Annotated in this window: 18 protein-coding genes; 7 read left to right on the plus strand and 11 right to left on the minus strand. The window is 65.5% G+C overall.

Annotated features, from left to right (window positions below; genetic code table 11):
• Positions 1-76: 76 nt before the first annotated feature.
• From AC19YT_RS03415 to AC19YT_RS03425, 3 genes are all read left to right on the plus strand, one after another.
• Positions 77-1,006, plus strand: coding sequence for a LysR family transcriptional regulator (locus AC19YT_RS03415; protein WP_500609721.1), 930 nt, complete (start codon positions 77-79; stop codon positions 1,004-1,006).
• 110 nt (positions 1,007-1,116) lie between these two features.
• Complete coding sequence (locus AC19YT_RS03420) at positions 1,117-1,650, plus strand: DUF3087 family protein (protein WP_095108613.1); 534 nt, start codon at positions 1,117-1,119, stop codon at positions 1,648-1,650.
• 11 nt (positions 1,651-1,661) lie between these two features.
• Positions 1,662-4,022 (plus strand): DNA polymerase II, encoded by a 2,361-nt coding sequence (locus AC19YT_RS03425; RefSeq protein ID WP_500609722.1) that lies wholly within the window; start codon positions 1,662-1,664, stop codon positions 4,020-4,022.
• Positions 4,023-4,204: 182 nt separating this feature from the next.
• On the opposite strand, the gene AC19YT_RS03430 is transcribed toward AC19YT_RS03425, so the two are convergent.
• The 3 genes from AC19YT_RS03430 to AC19YT_RS03440 are packed head-to-tail and all read right to left on the minus strand — an operon-like array spanning position 4,205 to position 6,625.
• Complete coding sequence (locus tag AC19YT_RS03430) at positions 4,205-4,633, minus strand: GNAT family N-acetyltransferase (protein ID WP_500609723.1); 429 nt, start codon at positions 4,631-4,633, stop codon at positions 4,205-4,207.
• Positions 4,634-4,683: 50 nt separating this feature from the next.
• The gene (locus AC19YT_RS03435) at positions 4,684-5,169 is read right to left on the minus strand and encodes a DUF2165 family protein (RefSeq protein ID WP_095108548.1); all 486 of its coding nucleotides are present in this window, start codon (positions 5,167-5,169) and stop codon (positions 4,684-4,686) included.
• Between the two features lies 1 nt (position 5,170).
• Positions 5,171-6,625 carry an MFS transporter gene (locus tag AC19YT_RS03440; RefSeq protein ID WP_500609724.1) on the minus strand — a complete coding sequence of 485 codons (1,455 nt, stop codon included), beginning with the start codon at positions 6,623-6,625 and terminating at the stop codon, positions 5,171-5,173.
• Between the two features lie 92 nt (positions 6,626-6,717).
• Between AC19YT_RS03440 and AC19YT_RS03445 the strand changes: the two genes are divergently transcribed.
• Positions 6,718-7,365: a helix-turn-helix transcriptional regulator gene (locus AC19YT_RS03445; protein WP_500609725.1), complete on the plus strand. Its 648-nt coding sequence runs from the start codon at positions 6,718-6,720 to the stop codon at positions 7,363-7,365.
• A gap of 20 nt (positions 7,366-7,385) precedes the next feature.
• Here AC19YT_RS03445 and AC19YT_RS03450 read toward each other — a convergent pair whose 3' ends face one another.
• The gene (locus AC19YT_RS03450; RefSeq protein WP_500609726.1) at positions 7,386-9,314 is read right to left on the minus strand and encodes a DNA topoisomerase III; all 1,929 of its coding nucleotides are present in this window, start codon (positions 9,312-9,314) and stop codon (positions 7,386-7,388) included.
• A 201-nt stretch (positions 9,315-9,515) separates the two neighbouring features.
• Here AC19YT_RS03450 and AC19YT_RS03455 point away from each other — a divergent pair, with 201 nt between their 5' ends.
• From AC19YT_RS03455 to AC19YT_RS03465, 3 genes are all read left to right on the plus strand, one after another.
• The gene (locus AC19YT_RS03455; protein ID WP_095108544.1) at positions 9,516-10,037 is read left to right on the plus strand and encodes a sigma-70 family RNA polymerase sigma factor; all 522 of its coding nucleotides are present in this window, start codon (positions 9,516-9,518) and stop codon (positions 10,035-10,037) included.
• Positions 10,034-10,993 (plus strand): FecR domain-containing protein, encoded by a 960-nt coding sequence (locus tag AC19YT_RS03460; RefSeq protein ID WP_500597103.1) that lies wholly within the window; start codon positions 10,034-10,036, stop codon positions 10,991-10,993. The genes AC19YT_RS03455 and AC19YT_RS03460 overlap by 4 nt, the downstream gene beginning before the upstream one ends.
• Positions 10,994-11,097: 104 nt before the next feature.
• A complete protein-coding gene (locus AC19YT_RS03465; RefSeq protein ID WP_500609727.1) occupies positions 11,098-13,584 on the plus strand; it encodes a TonB-dependent siderophore receptor in 2,487 nt (828 codons plus the stop codon).
• 638 nt (positions 13,585-14,222) lie between these two features.
• Here the strand turns inward: AC19YT_RS03465 and AC19YT_RS03470 are convergent.
• The 7 genes from AC19YT_RS03470 to fdnG form a co-directional block, all read right to left on the minus strand.
• Positions 14,223-14,906, minus strand: a complete 684-nt coding sequence (locus tag AC19YT_RS03470; protein WP_095108541.1) for an amino acid ABC transporter permease — start codon at positions 14,904-14,906, stop codon at positions 14,223-14,225.
• Between the two features lie 3 nt (positions 14,907-14,909).
• On the minus strand, positions 14,910-15,638 hold the full coding sequence (locus AC19YT_RS03475; protein ID WP_095108540.1) for an amino acid ABC transporter permease: 729 nt from the start codon (positions 15,636-15,638) through the stop codon (positions 14,910-14,912).
• 81 nt (positions 15,639-15,719) lie between these two features.
• Positions 15,720-16,526, minus strand: a complete 807-nt coding sequence (locus tag AC19YT_RS03480; RefSeq protein ID WP_500609728.1) for an ABC transporter substrate-binding protein — start codon at positions 16,524-16,526, stop codon at positions 15,720-15,722.
• Between the two features lie 194 nt (positions 16,527-16,720).
• Complete coding sequence (gene fdhE / locus AC19YT_RS03485) at positions 16,721-17,632, minus strand: formate dehydrogenase accessory protein FdhE (protein WP_500609729.1); 912 nt, start codon at positions 17,630-17,632, stop codon at positions 16,721-16,723.
• Positions 17,629-18,276 carry a formate dehydrogenase subunit gamma gene (locus AC19YT_RS03490; protein WP_500609730.1) on the minus strand — a complete coding sequence of 216 codons (648 nt, stop codon included), beginning with the start codon at positions 18,274-18,276 and terminating at the stop codon, positions 17,629-17,631. The genes fdhE and AC19YT_RS03490 overlap by 4 nt, the downstream gene beginning before the upstream one ends.
• Positions 18,273-19,166, minus strand: coding sequence for a formate dehydrogenase subunit beta (gene fdxH / locus AC19YT_RS03495; RefSeq protein ID WP_095108536.1), 894 nt, complete (start codon positions 19,164-19,166; stop codon positions 18,273-18,275). Before fdxH ends, AC19YT_RS03490 begins: the two co-directional genes overlap by 4 nt.
• A 12-nt stretch (positions 19,167-19,178) precedes the next feature.
• Positions 19,179-22,229: a formate dehydrogenase-N subunit alpha gene (gene fdnG / locus AC19YT_RS03500; RefSeq protein ID WP_095108535.1), complete on the minus strand. Its 3,051-nt coding sequence runs from the start codon at positions 22,227-22,229 to the stop codon at positions 19,179-19,181.
• Positions 22,230-22,550 lie beyond the last annotated feature (321 nt).

The raw sequence follows: 22,550 nt of genomic DNA on the forward strand, positions 1-22,550 counted from the left end.
GCGGAAGACGCACGGGTTGCATATCACCTGTGCATGGGGCGCCATATCTCGATGGGCAACGTGCTATCGTCCGGCCATGACGAAACCTGATCTCAACCTGCTGTTCACCCTGGATGCCTTGCTCAGCGAAGGCAGCGTGACCCGTGCCGCCCAGCGCCTGCACCTGAGCCCCTCGGCGATGAGCCGGGCCCTGGCGCGCCTGCGGGCCACCACCGGCGACCCCTTGCTGGTGCGCGCCGGCCGCGGGTTGGTAGCGACGCCCCGGGCGTTGGCGCTACGCGAGCAGGTCAGCCAATTGGTGCGCGACGCCGAAGCGGTGCTGCGCCCGGCCACGGTGCTGGACCTGGGGCAACTGGCGCGCACTTTCACCTTGCGCAGCAGCGACGGTTTTGTCGAAACCTTCGGCCCGGCGCTGCTGGCCCGCGTCGCGGCCCAGGCGCCGGGGGTGCAGTTGCGCTTCGTCGGCAAACCGAACAAGGACAGCAGTGCGATGCGCGACGGCGATGTGGACCTGGAAACCGCGGTAGTGGGCCCCGGCACCGCGCCGGAGCTGATCGCCCAAGGGTTGTTCCGCGACCGTTTTATCGGCGTGGTCAGCCCTGAGCATCCCCTGGCCGAGGGCGTCGTCAGCGCTGCCCGTTACGCCCAGGGCCGCCACATCGGCGTGTCGCGCCCGGGCCTGCACAACGGGCCTGCGGCCATCGATCTGGCCCTGCAAACCCTGGGCTTGCAACGGCGCATCGTGACGGTGGTCGGCGGCTTTTCCACCGCCCTGGCCCTGGTGCGCAGCGGCGAATTGATCGCCAGCGTGCCCGAGCACCACACCACCGGCCTGCGCCAGGGCCTGCACAGCTTTGCCCTGCCGCTGGCGCTGGCGCCGATCACTGTCTCGCTGCTCTGGCCGCCACGGTTGGACGCCGACCCTGGCCACCGCTGGTTGCGCGGCTGTGTGCGTGAGGTGTGCGCCGGCCTGTCGCCAGCGGGGTCAAGTGAGGCATTAGCCTGATCTGGCGCAATAGCCGCCCTGATCGGGTCATTGCCGGTGTCTGTCGGCCGTCATAGCGGTGATAATGCCCGCCGCTTTCTTTCCTCCCCCTACTGGACGCCTTTGCCATGATGTTCGAGATCAAACACCAGGACCCCATCCTTTACCGGCGCGAAACCCGCCGCAGCACCCTGGTGATAGCCGTGGTGTTCGTGTTGCTGGGCCTGGTGCTGTCGGGTTTGGCGGTGAAGCTGTTGGGTGAGCCGGGCGGCGACAATTTCCGCTACAACCTGGGCGGTGTGATTGCTTCGGTGCTGGTGTGTGCGGCGCTGGTGCGTTTCAAGTTCTGGTCGCAGCCGTGGATGGCGTCTGCGGCCTATGGCTGGCAGCTCAAGCGCAACCTGATGCGGGTGACCAACGTCATGCACCACGTCACGGCCGGTGTCGCGGCGGGGGATGAAACGGCGATGAAACTGCTGCGCTTCTATCACCTGGGCCTGACCCAGATGCACCTGCTCGACGCCAACACCAGCGCCCTGAGCCAGTCGGTGCAGGAGATCGACCGCCACCGCGAGCGCATGCTGGAGCTGGGCCTGGAGCCCGAGCAAATCGCCCTGAACCCGCAGTGGCTGGCCCACGTCAAACAGATTCCGGCCGCCCGATAAAGGTGAACAGCGTGCTCGAACAGGGTTTTATCCTGACCCGCCATTGGCGCGACACGCCGGCCGGGACCGAGGTGGAATTCTGGCTGGCCACCGACCGTGGCCCGCGCCTGCTGCGCCTGGCGGTGCAGCCCTCGGTGGCGTTTGTCCTGGCCGAGCAGCGTGGGGCCTGTGAAGCGTTGCTGGCGGATGAGCGTGAGGTGGAGCTGCGCGAGCTGCAATTGGTGGACTTTCACCACCGCCCGGTGCTGGGCCTGTACTGCCGCCAGCACCGCCAGTTGATCCACCTCGACAAGGTGCTGCGCAAGGCCGGGGTGGAAGTCTACGAGGCCGACATCCGCCCGCCCGAGCGCTACCTGATGGAGCGTTTCATCACCGCGCCCGTGGCCTTCAGCGGCGTCGCCCAGGCTTCGGGCCTGCTCGCCGACGCTCAGCTCAAACCGGCGCCGGCTTATCGCCCGGCGCTGAAACTGGTGTCCCTGGACATCGAGACCAACGCCTTCGGCGAGCTGTACTGCATCGGCCTTGAAGGCTGTGGCGAGCGCCAGGTGTACATGCTCGGGCGCGGCGAAGACAACGACCCGGCCCTGGGCTTCAACCTGGCGTACTGCGAAAGCCGCGTGCTGTTGCTCGAACGCCTCAACCAGTGGCTGGCGCGCCACGACCCCGACGCCATCATCGGCTGGAACGTGGTGCAGTTCGACCTGCGGGTGCTTCACGAACACGCCCGGCGCCTCGGCGTGCCACTGCTGCTGGGGCGCAACGGTGGCGAAATGGAATGGCGCGAGCACGGCAACCGCAAAAACCACTACTTCGCCTCGGCCCCCGGGCGGCTGATTATCGATGGCATCGAGGCGCTGCGTTCGGCCACTTGGAGTTTCCCCTCGTTCAGCCTGGAAAACGTCGCCCAGACCCTGCTCGGCGAAGGCAAGTGCATCGACAACCCGTACCAGCGCATGGACGAAATCGACCGCATGTTCGCCGAGGACAAACCCTCCCTGGCCCGCTACAACCTCAAGGACTGTGAACTGGTCACGCGGATCTTCGCCAAGACCGAGCTGCTCACCTTCCTCCTGGAACGGGCCAGTGTCACCGGGCAACCGGCGGACCGCAGCGGCGGCTCGGTGGCGGCGTTCTGCCATTTGTACATTCCGCAGATGCACCGCCAAGGCTTCGTCGCGCCGAACCTGGGGACGTTGCCGCCCCAGGCCAGCCCCGGCGGTTTTGTCATGGACTCGCGCCCGGGCCTATACGAGTCGGTGCTGGTGCTGGACTACAAGAGCCTGTACCCGTCGATCATCCGCACCTTCCTCATCGACCCTTTGGGCCTGGTCGAAGGTTTGCGCCACCCCGATGACAGCGAGTCGGTGGCGGGCTTTCGTGGCGCTCGTTTCTCGCGCACCCGCCACTGCCTGCCGGCCATCGTCGCGCAGGTCTCCGAAGGCCGCGAAGTGGCCAAGCGCGAGCACAACGGGCCGCTGTCCCAGGCGCTGAAAATCATCATGAACGCCTTCTATGGCGTGCTCGGCTCCAGCGGTTGCCGCTTCTTCGACCCGCGCCTGGCCTCATCCATTACCCTGCGCGGGCACCAGATCATGCAGCAGACCCGCAAGCTGATCGAAGCCCAGGGCCATCAGGTGATCTATGGCGACACCGACTCCACCTTTGTCTGGCTCGGCAGCGTCCACAGCGAAGAGGACGCCGCGCGCATCGGCCAGGCCCTGGTGGCCCAGGTCAACCAGTGGTGGCGCGAGCACCTGCGGGCCGAAATGGGCCTGGAGAGCGTGCTGGAGTTGCAGTTTGAAACCCATTTCCGGCGCTTCCTCATGCCCACCATCCGCGGCGCGCAGGAGGGCAGCAAAAAGCGCTACGCCGGCATGGTGCGGCGCGCCGATGGCAGCGATGAGATGGTCTACAAGGGCCTGGAAACCGTGCGCAGCGACTGGTCGCCCCTGGCCCGGCAGTTCCAGCAGGAGCTGTACCTGCGCATCTTCAACCGCCAGCCGCACCAGGGCTATGTGCGCGATTTTGTGCAACGCACCCTGGCAGGCGAATTGGATGAATTGCTGATCTACCGCAAGCGCCTGCGCCGACGCCTGGACGACTACGAGCGCAACGTGCCGCCCCACGTGCGCGCGGCGCGCCTGGCCGACGCCTACAACGACCGCCAGGGCCGCCCGCGCCAGTACCAGAACGGTGGCTGGATCAGCTACGTGATGACCCAGGCCGGCCCCGAACCCCTGGAAGTGCGCACTGGCGCCATCGACTACGAGCACTACGTGGCCCGCCAGTTGCAACCGGTGGCCGACGCGATCCTGCCCTTTGTCGGCGACGATTTCTCGACCCTGGTGGGTGGGCAGTTGGGGTTGTTTTAAGCCGCGCCCCACCCAAGCTGCGGCCATCACTGTGGGAGCGGGCCTGCCCGCGAGGGTGGTCGCACAGCCGACATCTTCATTGCCTGGGCCAGCGTTATCGCGAGCAGGCTCGCACCAAAACCCACCGGCCCGCGCCCACTGACGGTGGGGCGGTGCTGGCTACAGGGGGGAGGCACTGGGGCTTAGGGGTTGAGGCGCTTTTGGAAGAAGTGCTGACAATGCCCTGGCGGGTAGTCGTCGATCTGGCCGTACTGGGTAAAGCCGAGTTTTTTGTAGAACTGCGGGGCCTGGAAGTCGAAGGTGCCGAGCCAGATGCCGGTGCAGTCCTTCTCCCGCGCCAGCTCTTCGACCATGTGCATCAAGCGCGTACCCACGCCCTGGCCACGGGCCTGTTCCGGCACGCTGAGCAGCTCGACGTACAGCCACTGGTAGGAAATCTTGGCATAGAGGCCGCCGAGGATTTCGTCGCTGTGTTCGTCGCGCACCACCAGGGCGAAGTTTTGAAAGTAAGGGTTGTTGACCTTGCTTTCGCTGTAGGCCAACAGCGGGTTGAGGATCGCCAGGCGATCTTGATCCGTGGGTTGGTCCAGTCGTTCGATACGCATACGCATCCTTGTTTTCTAGGGACGATGTGGCCGCCCAGAATGGCGCAGCGCGCGCCTTATGCCAAGGACAGGTTAAAGAGAAAAAATGCCAGGCTGACCCAGATCAGCAGCGCCAGGTGGGTCAGTTGCAAGCCTTCCTGGCGAATCCAGTAGCCGAACCACAACCCGCCCAGGTGCATGGCGAAGATGAACCCGGCGAACCCACTCAGGGCCAGGTTCAGCCAAGGCCGGGCGGCGGCCAGGTCGCCGCCCACCAACAACTGATAGGTGCCCACCAGGCAGGCGAGGGCGGCGAACACTTGCAGCGCCAGCACCCCCCCCAGCGCCAGGCGTGGCCACCACGGTGCCGCCAAGGCGCGGCCCAACAGCGGCGTATCGATGGCAGGGGCCTCTTTGAGCGGTGCCATCGACAGCGTGGCGCCCACCGCGCCGACGGAACCGGCAAAGCCTTTGCAGTTATTCAGCGCGGCGATCAGCAGCCACAGGCTCAAGCCTACGGCGTTGATTGCTTGGAATATCCAGACACTCAATTGCGTACTCATCTCAGCACTCCTTGGCCGTGGCCGCGTTGGTGGCCGCAGCCTTGGGGTTGATGCGCCGCGCCAGCACGAAGCTCAACACCGGCGCCAGGGCAAAGGTGGCGAACAACCATAGGGCGGCCGATTGAATACCGGCGACGCCGTTAGGGCCGTTGAGCCCGGCGGCGTTGGCCACCAGCCCGGCGACTGCCGCGCCCACCGCCATGCCATACAACTGCACCGTGGTGATCGCCGCCGAGGCCATGCCCTCTTCGCCGGCCGGGGCCAGGGTCAGGACGCGGGTCAGCAGGTGCGGCCAGCAAATCCCCACACCCGCGCCGGCACCGGCCAGGGCCAGGCCGCAAAGCAGGGTCACAATCGCTGGCGAAAACACCCCGGCCGTGGGCATCAGCAGCGCCAGGGCTGCCAGGCTCAGGGCGCAAAGGGCAGGGCCAACCCGCAGCAAGCGCTCGGCGCTGGCGCCGCTGCGCCCGGAGGAAAACACCGAAGCCAGGCTCCACCCACCGGCCATGGCAGCGGTCAGGTAACCCGCCGCCAGGGGGGTGTGGCCGTGCAGGGTTTGAAGGAAGTACGGCACGAAAATCTCGCAGGTAGTGCCCACCAGCAGCAGGGCGACACTGGCGTACACCGCGCCCAGTGGCGTGGTCAGCGCCGTGGCGCCGCGCGGCAGCATGCGCACCTCGGCGCGGCGGTCATGGCGCACCGCCGCCAGCCCCAGCAGCAAGCCGCCGACCACACCCAGCCCTTGCCAGAGCAGTTGTGGCGACAGGCTGCCCGCGGCAATGGCCAACACCGAAGCGGCGAGCAGGGCGATCTGCACAAAGGGAATGCGCACCGGGCCATCGCTGCCCCGGGCCTGGCCGGGTGCGGGGCGCAGTTGCAGCACGATCAGCAGGCCTTGCAGCAACGCCACCGGCAGCAGCGTCCAGAACGCCCAGCGCCAGTGCCCGGCCTGGGCGAACAGGCCACCGAGGGCCGGCCCGCACAGGGTGGCCACGCCCCACATGCCCGACACCAGCGCCACCGCCCGCGGCCACAGGCGCGGCTCGAACACCAGGCGGATCAGCGCATAACTGAGGGCCGCCAGCGTACCGCCGCCCAGGCCCTGCACGCTGCGCCCGAACAACATCCAGGGCATCGAAGGCGCCAGGGCGCAGATCGCCGAGCCCAGGGCGAACACCGCCAGCGCCGTGACACAGGCCCCGCGCTTGCCCGCCGCCGCCAGCAGCCACACCGAGAGGGCGGCGCCGATGATCGAGGCCACCACAAAGAGTGTGGTGTTCCAGGCGTACCAGGCGAGGCCGCCGATGTCCCGCACCACCGACGGCAGCACGGTGGTGACGATGTGCACGTTGATCGCGTGTAGCGCCACGCCGCCGACCAAAGCCAGGGCCAGCAGGCCATTGCGCCCGCTGAACAATTCGCCCCAAGTGGCGGTGGGGGTTGGGTCTGTGTGCATCAGGGTTTCCTCGACAGGTGAGCGGCCGGCGCCTAATATCCAAGCGTTGGCTTGGATATTAGGGGGATACATTGAGTTACACAAGTGAAAGCTTGGATAAAGCACAGGGGCAACCTACGTCAGAACGCATCCTGTTTCTGCTCAAAACCCGTGGCCCGTTGCCCAATGCGGCGATCGCCCAGGCCCTGGACATGACCGCCGAGGCGGCGCGCCAGCAACTGCAAAAACTCCTGGCCGCGGGGCTGATCGAAGGCCACCAGGACACCACCTCTGGCGTCGGCCGGCCACGGCAGAACTGGGCGTTGACCGAGGCGGGCAACCGGCGCTTCCCCGATGCCCACGCGCAGTTGACGGTGCAGTTGATCGGCTCGATCCGCCAGTTGTTCGGCGAAGAAGGCCTGGACCGCTTGATCGGCCAGCGCGAATGCGAAGCCCGTGCCACCTACCAGCAGCGCTGCAACGGCCAGACCCTGGCCGAACGCCTGGAGCAACTGGCGCGGGTGCGCACCGAAGAAGGCTACATGGCCCGGGTCGAGCGCGACGGCGACGCCTGGCGCTTGATCGAAGACCATTGCCCGATCTGCGCGGCGGCCCGCACCTGCCAGGGCTTTTGCCGCTCCGAGCTGCAACTGTTCCAGGAAGTCGCCGGCCCCCAGGCCCTGGTGCACCGTGAAGAACACCTGCTGGACGAATCCCGGCGCTGCGTTTACCGCATCACCCTATTACCCGCGTCGGTGTAGCACGCGGGCGAGCCCGGTTGCTACACCGACGCGGGGCGTGGCTTCTTGGCCGGGGTTTTGCGTTTGGGGCTTTTGCGTTTGTTTTTCCACGGCGTGGAACCGGGGCTGGCGGGGCCGCTGATGGTCAGGCTCAGGCCGGCGCAGCGGGCCACTTGCTTGCTCATCCAACCGGCCTGTTTGGTGACGAATTCCTCCAGGCTCATTTCCCCGCTTTGCACCATGTCCAGCGCCTGTTCCCAGATGGCGGTGGTGCCGGGGTCGGCGATGGCCCGGGGCACGGCATCGATCAGGCTGAACGCCGGCGCGGTGGCGGCCAGGGCCTTGCCGTGCTTGCTCAGGTAGCCGCGGTCCAGCAGGCCCTGGATGATCCCCGCGCGGGTGGCTTCGGTGCCGATGCCGGTGGTGTCCTTGAGCTTTTGCTTGAGCAGTGGGTCTTGCACCAGTTTGGCGACGTTTTTCATCGCTTTAATCAGGTCGCCTTCGGTGTAGGGCTTGGGCGGTTGGGTCCACAGGTCTTTGGGGATGACCTTGGCCACCGCGCAGTCCAGGCCTTCGGCCAGGGCCGGCAAGGCCTGGGGCGCTGGGGCTTCACGACCCTTGGCCGGGGCCAGGGCTTCGGGCAGGGCGCGTTTCCAGCCCGGCTCCACGATCACTTTGCCCACCGCCCGCAGGGCGTGGCCGGCACAGTCGAAATCGGCCTGGGTGCGGTCGTATTCGTGGTCGGGGAGGAACTGCGCCAAATACCGTGCGCGAATCAAGGTGTACACCGCGCGGTGTTTGCCGCTCAGGCGCGCCAATTGGCCGGCCGCAGCGGTGGGGATGATGCCGTGGTGGGCGCTGACCTTGGCGTCGTTCCACGCCCGCGAGCGGCGCTGGGCCCGCAGGTGCGGGGCCAAAGCCGCCAGCGCCGGGTCGGCGGCGGCCAGGGCAGCGAGGATCGCCGGCGCCTCGCCGTGCTGGCTCAGGGGCAGGTAGCCGCAGTCGCTGCGCGGGTAGGTGATGACCTTGTAGGTTTCGTACAGGGCCTGGGCGACATCCAGGGTTTCCTGGGCGCCGAGGCCGAGTTTCTTCGAGCAGATTTCCTGCAGGGTGCCCAGGTCGAACGGCAGCGGCGCCACTTCGCGCAGGCGTTCGGTGCGCAGTTTGGTGACCCGGGCGCTGGCGGCGTTGGCCATGGCCTGGGCGGCGTTGTGGGCCAGGGCCTGGTTGAGGCAGCGGTCCTGGTCGTCGCAGGCATCGCCGGGGGCGCGCCACTGGGCGGTGAACAGGGTGTCGGCATGGCGCAACTGCACGTCGATGGCCCAGTAGGCCACGGGCACAAAGTCAGCGATGCTGCGGTCGCGGTCCACCACCAGGCGCAGGGTTGGGGTCTGTACCCGGCCCACCGGCAGCACGCCTTGGTAGCCAGACTGGCGCCCCAGCAAGGTGAACAAGCGGCTCATGTTCATGCCGATCAGCCAGTCGGCGCGGGAGCGGCCCAGGGCCGAGTGGTACAGGCTGAAGGTCTCGGCGCCGGGCTTGAGGGCGCCCAGGGCCTTGCGGATCGACGCGTCGTCCAGGGCCGACAGCCACAGGCGCTGGATCGGCCCCCGATAGCGGCAATGTTCCACCAGTTCGCGGGCGATCATCTCGCCTTCGCGGTCGGCGTCGGTGGCGATCACCAGTTCCTGGGCCTCGCCCAACAGGCGTTTGACCACTTTGAACTGGCTGGCGGTCTTGGGTTTGACGCGCATTTTCCATTGGGCCGGGACGATGGGCAGGTCGGCCAGCACCCAGCGTTTGTAGCGTTCGTCGTAGGCGTGCGGCGGGGCGGTTTCCAGCAAGTGGCCAATGCACCAGGTGACGGTGGCAGTGGCGCCCACCCAGCAGCCGTCGCCCCGGCGTGTGGCGCCGAGCACCGCGGCGATGTCTTTGGCCTGGGAAGGTTTCTCACATAGGAACAGCCGCATAACCACCCTCATTTGCAACGTTTGCGCAGGCCTACAGCATGGCCAGAGATGGCGCATCGGGCAACCTTTATCTGTATGGATATACAGATAAAGGTGTTTTGCCGCCCTGTGTAGAAAGCGGGTTGATAGCGCTTGGCTATTGCCATTGTCGGGACTCTACTCGACAATGCGAGTCATTATCACTCACGACTTTTTGCCGTTATGCCTTCCGACGAGTTGTCCCTGCGCAGTGCCGTCAACGACCTCTATTGCACCCATCAGGGTTGGTTGCACGGCTGGTTGCGCCAGCGCCTGGGTAACGGCAGCGACGCGGCGGACCTGGTGCAGGACACCTTCGTGCGCATCATCAAGGCGCGCAATGCCCTGGACATCCGCGAGCCGCGCCCGTACCTGTCGCGGGTGGCCAAGGGCTTGCTGGTGGACCTGTTCCGCCGCCGCTCCCTGGAGCAGTCCTATCTGCAAGTGCTGGCCAGTGCGCCGCAGTGGGAGCAGCCGTCCCTCGAGGAGCAGGCGATCATGGTGCAGGCCCTGGTGGACATCGACCGCATGCTCGAAGGCCTGGGCGCGAAAGTGCGCCAGACCTTCATCCTGTCCCAATTCGATGGCCTGACCTACGTGCAGATCGCCGCGCAGTTGGGTATCTCGGTGCGCAGCGTGAACAACCACATGGCCCGGGCCATGGAGCATTGCTGCCTGATGCAACTGCAGGTGCAGGCGCCATGAGCCGTTTGTTGTCGTCTTTGCCCGCCGCCGAACTGGCCGCCCTGAGTGCCGCGGCGCAGTGGTTCGCGCGCTTGGAGTCCGGCACTGCCACGGCCGAAGACCAGCAGGCCTGGCACCGTTGGCGCGGCGCCGACCCGCTGCACGAACAGGCCTGGCAGCGCATGGAATCGGTGCGCGAGCAACTGGCCGGGGTGCCGGGCAAGTTGGCGGCGCCAGCCCTGCGCGGGGCCGAGCGCTCGCGCCGCCAGGTGCTGCGCAGTGTGCTGGTGCTGGCGTCGGCTGGCTCCGTGGGTTGGCTGGGCTGGCGCAGCGAGGCGTCGCAACAGCGCTTTGCCGATTACCACACCGCCGTCGGCGAGCGCCGCGAAGTGCGCCTGGCGGACGGCAGCTCGCTGCTGCTTAACACCAATACCTCGGTCAATGTGCGCTTCGATGGCCAGCAGCGCTTGTTGCACCTGCTGGCCGGGGAAATCCTTGTCAGCACCGCCGCCGACCCGCTGCGCCGGCCGTTTCGCGTCGAGACCCGCCAGGGCCGCGTGCTGGCCCTGGGCACGCGGTTTATCGTGCGCGCCGAGGGCGCGGGCGGTGAAGTGGCGGTGTTGGACAAAGCCGTGCAAGTCAGCCTGGCGGGGCAGCGTACGGCGCTGCGCCTGGAAGCGGGGCAACGGGTGGCCCTGCAAGCGCAGGGGTTGGGGCCGGTGCGGGCCAACGATGCGTCGGTGGGCGCCTGGCAGCAGGGCAGCCTGATTGCCATCGACCGGCCCTTGGGCGAGTTGCTGGCCGAACTGGCGCGTTACCGGGTGGGCGTGTTGCGCTGCGACCCGGCGATTGCCGGGCTCAAAGTCTCTGGCGCGTTCCCGCTGGACGACACCGACCTGGCCCTGGCCGCGCTGCACAGCGCCTTTGGCCTGAACATCACGCGCTACACCCGCTATTGGGTCAGCGTTAGCGCCTGAGTAACCGGTGGCTGAAAATTTTTTTGCGGCCTTTGCACTTTTGCCGCCCATCGCTCGGCTTATCCCCCAGTGAGTTTAATAATCGTTATCGGGGAAGGGCACGCATGTCTCATATTCAAAAACCGCGGGCGGGGCGCTTGGCCCACGGGGTCAAGATCGCGCTGTTGGGCATGGTCGTGGGCAGCACCGGGTTGGCCTTGCCGGCGGCGGCCCAGGTCGCCCAGGAACAGGGTGCGGCGCGCACGTTCGAGGTGGGCGCTGGCAGCCTGGCCGAAGTGCTCAGCCGTTTTGCCAGTGCCGCCGGGGTGGCGCTGTCATTCGACGCCCGCTACACCGAAGGCCGCCGCTCGGCCGGGCTGCGGGGCGCCTACGGCGTTGCCGAAGGTTTTGCCCGCATCCTGCAGGGCAGCGGCTTGCAGGCCGAGGCGCAAAGCAACGGCAGCTACGTGCTGCGGGCGGTGGCGGCCGACGGCGCGGCCCTGGAACTGGGGGCCACCACCATTTCCGCCGAGCAACTGGGGGCCACCACCGAGAACAGCGGCTCCTACACCACGGGCGCGGTGACCATCGGCAAGGGCGCCCACAGCCTCAAGGACACGCCCCAGTCCCTCACCGTCATGACCCGCAAGATGCTTGACGACCAGAACCTGACCACCATCGACCAGGTGATGGAAAAAGTCCCCGGTATCACCGTCTACGACTCGCCCATGGGCGGCAAATACTTCTACTCCCGTGGCTTCCAGATGCTCGGCCAGTACCAGTACGACGGCGTGCCCCTGGACATGGGCAACAACTACGTACAGGCCGACAGCTTCAGCAGCGACATGGCCTACTTCGACCGCGTGGAAGTGCTGCGCGGCGCAGCGGGCATGATGAAAGGCGCGGGCGGCACCTCGGGCGCGGTCAACTTTGTGCGCAAGCGCGGGCAGAGCAGCGCCCACACCGAGCTGTCGCTCAGTGGCGGCACCTGGGACAACTACCGTGGCCAGGTGGACACCGGCGGCCCCCTCAACGACGCCGGCACCGTGCGCGGCCGGGCGGTGGTGGCCGAGCAGTCGCGGCGCTACTTCTACGACAACGCCGAGCGCCGCGACCAGACCTACTACGGCGCCCTGGATTTCGACCTCAGCCCCGACACCACCCTGGGCGTCGGCCTGGCCTATGAAGACCTCGATGCCACACCGTGCTGGGGCGGCCTGCCGCGCTACAAGGACGGCAGCGACCTCAAGCTGCGCCGCTCCACCTGCCTGGACCCGGCGTGGAACAACTGGCGCAGCAAACGCACCACGGCGTTCGGCGACATCAAGCATCAGCTCAACGACGACTGGGCGCTCAAAGTGGCCGGCGTGTACACCAAGAACACCCAAGACATCAAATACGCCTTCGCCTCAGGCGCGGTGACCCCGGGCGTCAACGAAACCCGCATGCTCGGCAGCTTCTATGACTACGACCAGGTCGACTACGGCTTCGACGCCTACCTGGACGGCAAATTCGATGCCCTGGGCCAGCAACACGAACTGACCGTGGGGGTCAACGCCAGCCGTTCCCACAAGGACGACTTCTACTCCGTGGCCTTCGTGCCGCAGAACCAGAACGTGTTGCACCCGGACAAAAACATCATCGAGCCCAGCGATGATTACTTCACCAAAAACTCCACCCGCGGTGGCCCGGTGGATTCGCTGACCAAGCAGTACGGGGCGTATTCCACCCTGCGCCTGAAACTGGCCGACCCGCTGACCCTGATCGTCGGCAGCCGGGTCAGTTGGTACAAATCCGACACCGACTCGTTCTACTTGCGCTCGCAAACCCGTGAAGTGTCCAACAGCACGGAAACCGGCCAGGTCACGCCGTTCGCCGGGGTGCTGCTGGACCTCAACGAGCACCTCACGGCTTACGCCAGCTACTCCGACATCTTTACCCCGCAGGGCAATTTGCGCAGCGACAGCGGCGCCTCCCTCAAACCGATGGTGGGGCAGAGCTATGAGCTGGGGATCAAGGGCGAGTGGCTGGACGGGCGCCTGAACAGCTCGGTGAACCTGTTCCGCACCCTGCGCAAAGACCAGGCGCAAACCGACTACGCCTCCTCCGACTGCGCCACCCCGGACGGCTACTGCTACCTCAACGCCGGCAAAGTCCGCGCCCAGGGCTTTGAAGCCGAAGTCAGCGGCCAGGTGCTCGAACGCCTGCAACTGCTGGCCGGCTACACCTACACCCAAACCAAGACCCTGGACGACATCGACACCACGAAAAACGGCGTGGCTTTCAACACCTACGTGCCCCGGCACATGCTGCGCCTGTGGGGCGACTACAGCCTGGGCGGGTCGCTGGAGCGCTTCACCCTCGGCGCCGGCGTCAACGCACAAAGCGACAACTTCCGCGCCTCGCCGGCCACCGGGCAGAAGTTCAACCAGGCCGGCTACGCCATCTGGAACGGGCGCATCGGCTACCGCATCGACGACACCTGGTCGCTGGCGCTGAACGGCAACAACCTGTTCGATAAGCGCTACTACGCCACCATCGGCACGGAGAACTTCGGCAACTTCTACGGCGAACCGCGCAACTTCATGGTGTCGGTCAAGGCCGCGTTCTAAGCCCCATCCCCTGTGGGAGCGGGCCCTTGCCCGCGATGAGGCCGGTCCAGGCCATGCGGTTATCGTGGCTGGAATACCGCCATCGCGAGCAGGCTCGCTCCTACAGAGGAACACCCACCATTCCAACGGTGGGAGCGGGCCTTACCCGCGATGAGGCCGGTCCAGGCCATGCAGCTATCGAGGCTGGAATACCGCCATCGCGAGCAGGCTCGCTCCTACAGAGGAACACACCACCATTCCAACGGTGGGAGCGGGCCTTGCCCGCGATGAGGCCGGTTCAGGCCATGCAGTTATCGAGGCTGGAGTACCGCCATCGCGAGCAGGCTCGCTCCTACAGAGGAACACACCACCATTCCAACGGTGGGAGCGGGCCCTGCCCGCGATGAGGGCGGTTCAGGCCATGCAGCTATCGAGGCTGTAATACCGCCATCGCGAGCAGGCTCGCTCCTACAGAGGAACACCCACCATTCCAACGGTGGGAGCGGGCCTTACCTGCGATCAGGCCGGTTCAGGCCATGCAGTTATCGTGGCTGGAATACCGCCATCGCGAGCAGGCTCGCTCCCACTCTGGTGTCGATCACTTATGCTGGCTGGCCCGCCGCTCCGCTGTGGGAGCGGGCCGGGCGGTGCTCCGCTTGCTACGACGCGCGGGTGGGTTTGCGGGTCAGCCAGTTGGCGGCCAGGTCGAGGCTGGCGCAGAACAGGAAGTACACCAGGGCCACGAACAGGAAGATCTCCGTGGGATGGACCATGACCCGGTTGCTGACCTGGGTGGCGACGAACGACAACTCACCCACTCCAATGACGTAGGCCAGGGAGGTGTCCTTGATAAGGCTGATCCACTGGTTGAGGAACGAGGGCAGCATGATCGGCAGGGCCTGGGGCAGGATTATCAGGCGCAGCACCTGCCAAGGCTGCATGCCCAGGGCGCGGGCGGCGGCCCATTGGCCTGTGGGCAGGCTCTGGATGCCGGCGTGCACCGAGTGCGCCAGGTAGGCCCCACCGATCAGCGACAGGGCGCAGACCACCGTGGCCAGGGCCGGTACGTCCACCTTGAAGACGATGGGCAGGAGGAAGTAGCTCCAGAAAATCAACATCAGCACCGGGATCGCCCGTAAAAAGCCCAGCACCGCCAGCAACACGCCCCGGGGCCAGCCTTTGAGCAGGGTCAGGCCCAAGCCCAAGGCCAGGCCCAGGGCGGCGGCGATGGTGCCGGACAGCAGGCTCAGCACCAGGGTCAGCGCTGCACCGCCAAGGGGGCCGTTGGGGTAGGCGCCGATCAGGAAGTAGTCGAGGTTGTCGCTGATAACGGAAAAGTCCATGGCTCAAGCCGCCCCCTGGCGATAGCGCTTGCTGTGCTGCACCCACTGCCCGATGGCTTCGATCAGGGCAATGCTGAGCACGTAGAGCAGGGTGGCGAAGCCGAAGGCCTGGAAGGTCTTGAAGGTTTCGGTTTCGACCTGGCGCGAGGCGTAGGACAACTCGGCCAAGCCGATGGCCATGGTCAGGGACGAGTTCTTCAATGCGTTCATGTACTGCCCCAACAGCGGCCCGAATGCGGTGCGCAAGGCTTGCGGCAACACCACGTACAGCCACACCTGGGCGCTGCGCAGGCCCAGGGCGAACCCGGCCTCGCGCTGCTGGGTGCGTACCGAGGCGATGCCGGCACGGAATTCTTCGGCGATAAAAGCCGCGGTGTAGAGCGTCAGGCCCCAGAAACCGGCGATGAACTCAAAGGACGGCCAACCGATGACCCAGCCCGCGAGGCTGATCTCGTGGGGCATGTTCAACCACATCACCAGGGCTTCGGGCAGCAGGGCGCTGACGCCGAAGTACCAGAAAAACAGCTGCACCAGCAGCGGCGTATTGCGAAACAGCGCCAGGTAGGCGTGGGCCGGCCAGGCCAGCAGCCGCGAGGGCGACAGGCGCGCCAGGCAGACCACGAAACCCAGGGCTGTGGCCACCAGGCAAACCACGGCGCTCAGGGCCAGGGTCAGGACAAATCCATCGAACAACCAGTGCAGGTATTGCGGGCCGAGCAGTTCACCGAACATCACAGCAGTGTCCATGCAGAATCAAAAACGCCCGCGCGGTGATCCGCTGCGGGCTGTTGGTGGCATTACACAGCGCTGGGCTCAGCTCTTGTCGCCGATCTTGTAGAGGCGGGTTAGCGGGGTCTTGGTGTCGGGGCCGAACCAGGTGTCGTAGATCTTCTGCGCCTGGCCTTTGCTTTCCAGCTCCAGCAGGGTTTGGTTGACCACTTCGGTCAGGGCGGTTTCGCCCTTGGGCACGCCCACGCCGATCAGGTCGTTGGAGATGGTGAACGGCGGTACTTCGTACTTGTCCTTGTCCGGCACGTTGGCCAGCAGGCCGATGAGTTTCGGGCCGTCTTGGGTAATGGCTTGCACGTTGCCGTTGCGCAGGGCGGTGAAGGCGAACGGGGTGTCGTCATAGGCGATCACTTTGGCGCCGGGGAACTTGTCGCGCAGCACGCCTTCGTTGACGGTGCCTTTGTCTACGCCGACGCGCCATTTGTTCAGGTCTTCAGGGGACTTGAGGGTGCCTTTCTTGACGATGAACTGCTGGCCGGAGCTGAAGTAAGGAATGCTGAAGTTGACCTGCTCGGCGCGCTCGGGGGTGATGGTGAAGTTGGCCAGCACCAGGTCGACCTTGTTGGCCACCAGCAACGGCACGCGGTTGGCCGGGTTGGTCGGTTGCAGTTGCAGCTTCACCCCGAGCTTGTCGGCGATGGCCTTGGCGTAGTCCACGTCCAGGCCTTCGATCTGCTTGCTTTTGGCGTCGATGAAACCGAACGGTGGGTTGCTGTCGAACGAAGCCACGCGCAGTACGCCGGATTTCTTGATGTCATCCAGGCGATCGGCGTGGGCCAGGCCGGACAGCACGGCGAGGGTGAGGGCGGGGAGGGCAGTCAATTTTTTCATGGGGTTCTCAACACTTAATGGATGATTCTGGTGCCGAGTCTTGCAGCCTGTTGCAAAACGTTAAAGGAATATAAAAGAATTTACTGATTCCTAAATCGCATAAGGTGGCTTTTTGATCTCAGCGCCAAAGCCGCGAGCCAGAGCGCTCGCGGCGTTGCGTGGGGGCAAGGGGCAAAACGCCGCAGCGGTTTTTTTCAGCCGGGGAACAAAAACGGGTTGAGGCCGCTGCGGGCAAAGCCCTGGCGTTCGACTTCGCCGTCCAGGGCCAGGCTGGCCAGGTCGTCGGCCACCAGCTCCAAGGCGCTGTCGTGCTCGGGGTAGAACACCTTCAGGTAGCTGTGGCAGTCGCCGCAACTCTCGGCCTTGGCGGCGGCGTTGTGCTGCTCCAGGCTCCAGTAGTCGAGGTTGCCGGTGGCTTCGCAGTTGCTGCACTTGACCCGCACCATGTGCCAGCGGCTCTCGCACAGGCCGCAGTGCAGGTAGCGCAGGCCGGCCTGGGCGCCGCTCATTATCAGGCTGGCCACCGGGGTACTGGCGCACACTGGGCAATGCTGGCGGTGCTCGCCGACACAGGCCTTGGCCGAGGCCGGCAAATGCGCCGCCAGTTGGGTGAAGTACAGCGCCAGGGCCGCCCAGATAAACAGCGCCTGGCCGCTGTCGACCTCGGCGAAACGCCCCGCCAGCAGGGCCTGGGCCTTGGCGTGCAGGGCGGCGGCGTCCAGCGCGGTGACGGCATCGAGGGTGGCGCGGATGGTCGGCGAGCTGTCGATGTACAGCGCTTCGCACAGGTGGCGCAGCAGTTCTTGCCAGTAGGGCTCGCTCAGGTCGGCGTTGCCGGCCAGGGGCGCGCCGGGATGCTCCAGGCGCGCAGCCAGGGAGGCCTTGAGGGCGGCGGGCAGCGGTGCGCTGTCGAGCAGTTGCTGCTGCACGTCGGCGATGCGCGCGACAAAGCGCAGGTAGTCGCCCATCGCATGCTCCGCCGCCAAGTGGCGCAGGCGCTGGGCCCGCAGGCTGTAGCGCAGGCCCAGTTCGGGCAGCAGCAGCGCGGTGATTTCGCCGATGCCGGGGCTGCGCTCCTGCACCGGGGTCAGGTGGATGCTGTTCATTTCGGGCCCCGCGCCTTGCGCTGTTTGGCGTTGAGTTGGCGATACCAGCGGTCGTGGTGCTGCTTGGCCCAGTTGCGGGTGACGTAGCCGGTGACCATGCCGCGGATCGAGCCTTTGACCCAGAACGCCAGGTACGCGTGGCCGATCACCAGCAGGATCAGCGACAACCCGGCCAGGGCATGCACGAACAGGCCGACGCGGATCACCGGTATGCTGAACAGCGGCGCGAAGTACGGCCGCCAGATCACCACGCCGCTGAGCAACAGCAGGCTAATCAGGCCCATGATTCCCCAGAACAACAGCTTCTGCCCGGGGTTGTACTTGCCGATGTGCAGGGGCTTGTCGTGGCGCGCGCTGATGACCCGGTCGAGGTGGGTGAACCACTCCTTGTCCTCGGGTTCGGGCAGGTTGTAGTTGACGAAGCGGATAAACAGGAACACCAGGGCCAAAAACACCGCCACACCGAAGAACGGATGGAGGATGCGCGCCAGTTGCGGCGTGCCGAACACGGCGTTAAGGCCGTTGAACGAAGGGAAGAACCACGACAGCCCCGACAGGGCCACCGCGATGAAGCACAGCACCATCAGCCAATGGCAGGCGCGTTCCAGGAACGGCGTGCGCAGGATCATTTTGTCCTTGTTCATACCAGGGTGTCCTCTTCGTGTTCTTCCTGCTCGTCCACTTCGTTGGGCCCGGTGGCGATGTAGTGGAACATCGTCGCGCCGAGGGTGGCGAAGAACGCGGCGGCGGCCAGGGGTTTCATCCAGCCTTTCCAGCCCTGGATCGCTGTGCTGATACGCGGGTCGGTGGGCAGCTTGTGGTACAGGTGCGGCTTGTCGGCGTGTTGCAGCACGTACATCACGTGGGTGCCGCCCACGCCTTGCGGGTCATACAGGCCGGCGCCGGCAAAGCCGCGGCCCTGCAACTCCACCACGCGCTCGCCGGCCAGGTGCTGCATGTCTTGCTTGCTGCCGAAGTTGATCGCGCCGGTGGGGCAGGTCTTGACGCACGCCGGCTCCTGGCCGACCGCCACGCGGTCCACGCACAGGGTGCACTTGTAGGCCTTGTTGTCCTTCTTGTTGATGCGCGGCACGTCGAACGGGCACCCGGCGATGCAGTAGCCGCAGCCGATGCAGTGCTCGGACTGGAAATCGACGATGCCGTTGGCGTACTGGATGATCGCCCCCGGTTGCGGGCAGGCCTTGAGGCAGCCCGGGTCGGCGCAGTGCATGCAGCCGTCCTTGCGGATCAACCATTCGAGCTTGCCGCTTTCGTCCTCGACTTCGTCGAAGCGCATCAGGGTCCAGGTGTCGGCCGAGAGGTCGGCCGGGTTGTCGTAGACACCGACGTTGTGCCCGACTTCGTCGCGCAGGTCGTTCCACTCGTTGCACGCCACCTGGCAGGCCTTACAGCCGATGCAGATGCTCACGTCGATCAGCTTGGCCACTTCCATTTGCTGGTCGCGGGCGTGGGGCGCCGGGGTCAGCACGTGGGTGGCGGAGCGTTTGATGATGTCTTGGGATTGCAGGGACATAAGGGCGCTCCGTTAGACCTTTTCAATGTTGACGAGGAAGGCCTTGTACTCAGGCGTGTGGGTGTTGGAGTCGCCGATACCGGGCGTCAGGGTGTTGGCCAAAAAGCCTTTGCGCGTCGACCCTTCGTAGCCCCAGTGGCAGGGGATGCCGATGGTGTCCACGTCCTGGCCGTCGATGGCCAGGCGCCGGATGCGCTTGGTCACCACGGCTTTGGCCTTGATGTAGCCACGCTTGGTGCTCACGCGCACGGTGTCGCCCTGGACGATGCCTTTTTCCGCCGCGAGCTTTTCGCCGATCTCGATGAACTGCTCGGGCTGCACGATGGCGTTGAGGCGCGAGTGCTTGGTCCAGTGGCGGAACAACTCGGTGATCGAGTAGGTGGTAGCCACGTAGGGGAACTCGTCCCGTTTGCCCATGCGCGAACGGTCGTGCTCATACAGGCGCGCCGTGGGGCTGTAGGTGACGTTGGGGTGCAGCGGGTTGTTGAGCAGCGGGCTCTCGGTGGGTTCGTAGTGCTCCGGGAACGGCCCGTCGTTGAGCGCGCCCACCGAGAACAACCGGCCCACGCCTTCGGGCAGCATGATGAAGGGGCTGGTGCTGGTGCCCGGTGCCACGCCGACGGGGAAGTCCGGTACGTCGCTGCCGCTCCAGCGGGTGCCGTCCCAGCCGATGATTTTGCGTTTGGGGTCCCATGGCTGGCCCTGGGGGTCGGCCGAGGCGCGGTTGTAGAGGATGCGTCGGTTCTGCGGCCAGGCCCAGGCCCAGCCCGGGGTGCAGCCCAAGCCGCTGTCAGCGTTGTCGCGCCGGGCCATCTGGTTGCCTTGCTCGGTCCAGGAACCGGCGAAGATCCAGTTGAAGCACACCGTGCTGCCGTCGTCGCGCAATTGGGAAAAATCGTTGAGCAACTGGCCCTTGCGCAGTATCAGCGCGCCTTTGTCGTCGTACAGGTCGGCCAGGGCATAGCCGTTGGATTCCTTGGCCACTTCTTCGGGGGCCGGGTCCAGCGGGTCTTTGTAGTCCCAGGCCATGTTGAGGATCGGCGCCGGGTTGGCGCCGCCTTCTTTGGCGTATAGCTCACGCAGTTTGAGGAACAGGTGGCCGAGGATCTTGCCGTCGTGCCAGGCCTCGCCCGGCGGCGCGGCGCCGGCCCAGTGCCATTGCAGCCAACGCCCGGAGTTGACGATCGAGCCGTTCTCCTCGGCAAAACAGGAGGAGGGCAGGCGGAACACTTCGGTCTGGATGGCGGCGGTGTCGACGTCGTTCTGCTCGCCGTGGTTTTTCCAGAAGCTGGAGGTCTCGGTGGCGAGCGGGTCGATAATCACCAGAAACTTGAGCTTGGCCAGGGCCGCCGAGGCTTTGTTCTTGTCCGGGAACGCGGCCACCGGGTTGAAGCCCTGGGCGATGTAGCCGTTGACCTTGCCTTCGTACATGCGGTTGGTGAAGTTGATGATGTCGTAGCTGTCATCCCACTTGGGCAGCCAGTCGAAACCCCAGTCGTTGGCCTGGGTGGCTTTGTCGCCCCAGAAGCTCTTCATCATGCTGACGAAGAATTTCGGCGTGTTCTTGTAGTAGTTGACCTGGTCGGCCTGCAACGCGGTGGGCGTGGTTTGCTTGAGGTAGGTGGCCAGGTCGGTCTGTTCGTCCGAGGGCAGGTTCATGTAACCGGGCAGGCGCAGCGACAGCAGGCCCAGGTCGGTGTAGCCCTGGATGTTGGAGTGGCCGCGCAAGGCGTTGACGCCGCCGCCGGCCATGCCGATGTTGCCCAGCAGCAATTGCAGCATGCCCGAGCCGCGGATCATCTGCGCGCCGTTGGTGTGGTGGGTCCAGCCCAGGGCGTAGAGGAAGGTCGCGGTTTTGTCCGGGGCGCTGGTTTCGCCCAGGATCGCGCAGATCTTCAGGAAGTCGTCCTTGGGTGTGCCGCAGATGTTGGTGACCATTTCCGGGGTGTAGCGGCTGACGTGGGCCTTGAGCAGGTTCCACACACAGCGCGGGTGGCTCAGGGTCGGGTCGCGCTTGGCAAAGCCCTGGGCGTCGAGTTCGTAGGTCCAGGAGCTGCGGTCGTAGCTGCGTTTTTTCGCGTCGTAGCCACTGAACAGGCCATCGTCGAACGCATAGTCGGGGCGCACGATGAGGCTGGCGTTGGTGTAGGCGCGCACGTACTCATGCTGGATTTTGTCGTGGGTAATCAGGTAGTTGACCATGCCCATGAGGAAGGTCACGTCGGAGCCGGCGCGGATCGGCGAGTAGATGTCGGCCACCGCTGCGCTGCGGTTGAAGCGCGGGTCCACGACTATCACCTTGGCGCCGTTGCGGATCTTGGCTTCGATCACCCACTTAAAGCCCACGGGGTGCGCCTCGGCGGGGTTGCCGCCCATGATGAGCACCACGTTGGCGTTCTTGATGTCCACCCAGTTGTTGGTCATGGCGCCACGGCCAAAGGTCGGCGCCAGGGCCGACACCGTCGGCGCGTGGCACACCCGGGCCTGGCTGTCGGTGCCCAGGATGCCCAGGGCGCGGGTGAAGCGCTGGTCCAGCGAGCCGGTTTCGCTGCTGGCCGCCGAGGAGCAAAGCATGCCGGTGCTGAGCCAGCGGTTGACCGTGGTGCCCTTGGCGTTTTTCTCGATGAAGTTGGCGTCGCGGTCGTCCTTCATCAGGCGCGCGATGCGCTCGATGGCGTGCTCCCAACTGATGCGCTGCCAGGTGTCGGAACCCGGCGCGCGGTATTCAGGGAACAGCAGGCGCTGCTCGCTGTGGATGTAGTCCACCAGGCCCGCGCCCTTGGGGCACAGCGAGCCACGGCTGACCGGGTGATCGGGGTCGCCTTCGATGTGGAAAATCCGCGCCTTGGCGTTCTTCGCGCCGTCGCCCAGGCTGTACATCAAAATGCCGCAGCCGACCGAGCAGTAGGTGCAGTTATTGCGGGTTTCCTTGGCCCGCAGCAGCTTGTACTGGCGCGACTGCGTTGCCTGCGCCACGCCAGGGGCAAAGCCCAGGGTCGCGGTCGTAGCCGTAGCCACGCCGACAGTACAAAGCTTGAAGAACTGTCTTCTGCCAAGGTCCATTTAAATCTCCTGGTTCAGGCGGCGTTACGACTCATCAGGCAAGCGCCTATATAACGAGGTAACCCCCGCAAGGATTTCTTATTCACGGTTAATACAAAATCCGGACAAATACCGAGCGCGCGCCGTGAGGTTATTAGTTATTCGGCGGGCGTTTTGCAGAGGGTAGTTGGTAGTGCCGGATAACCCATTAAAACACTGAGTTATTTGGCGTATATACGACTTTGGTGGTAGCGGTATGGGCGCCAAGCCCCGGTTTACAAGGTGCGCAGTGTAAGTGCGAAGTTTTTTGGGTGCCAATCAAGCTTGTCGATAGTATTATCG

The organism is Pseudomonas sp. MF08875 (assembly GCF_059862525.1).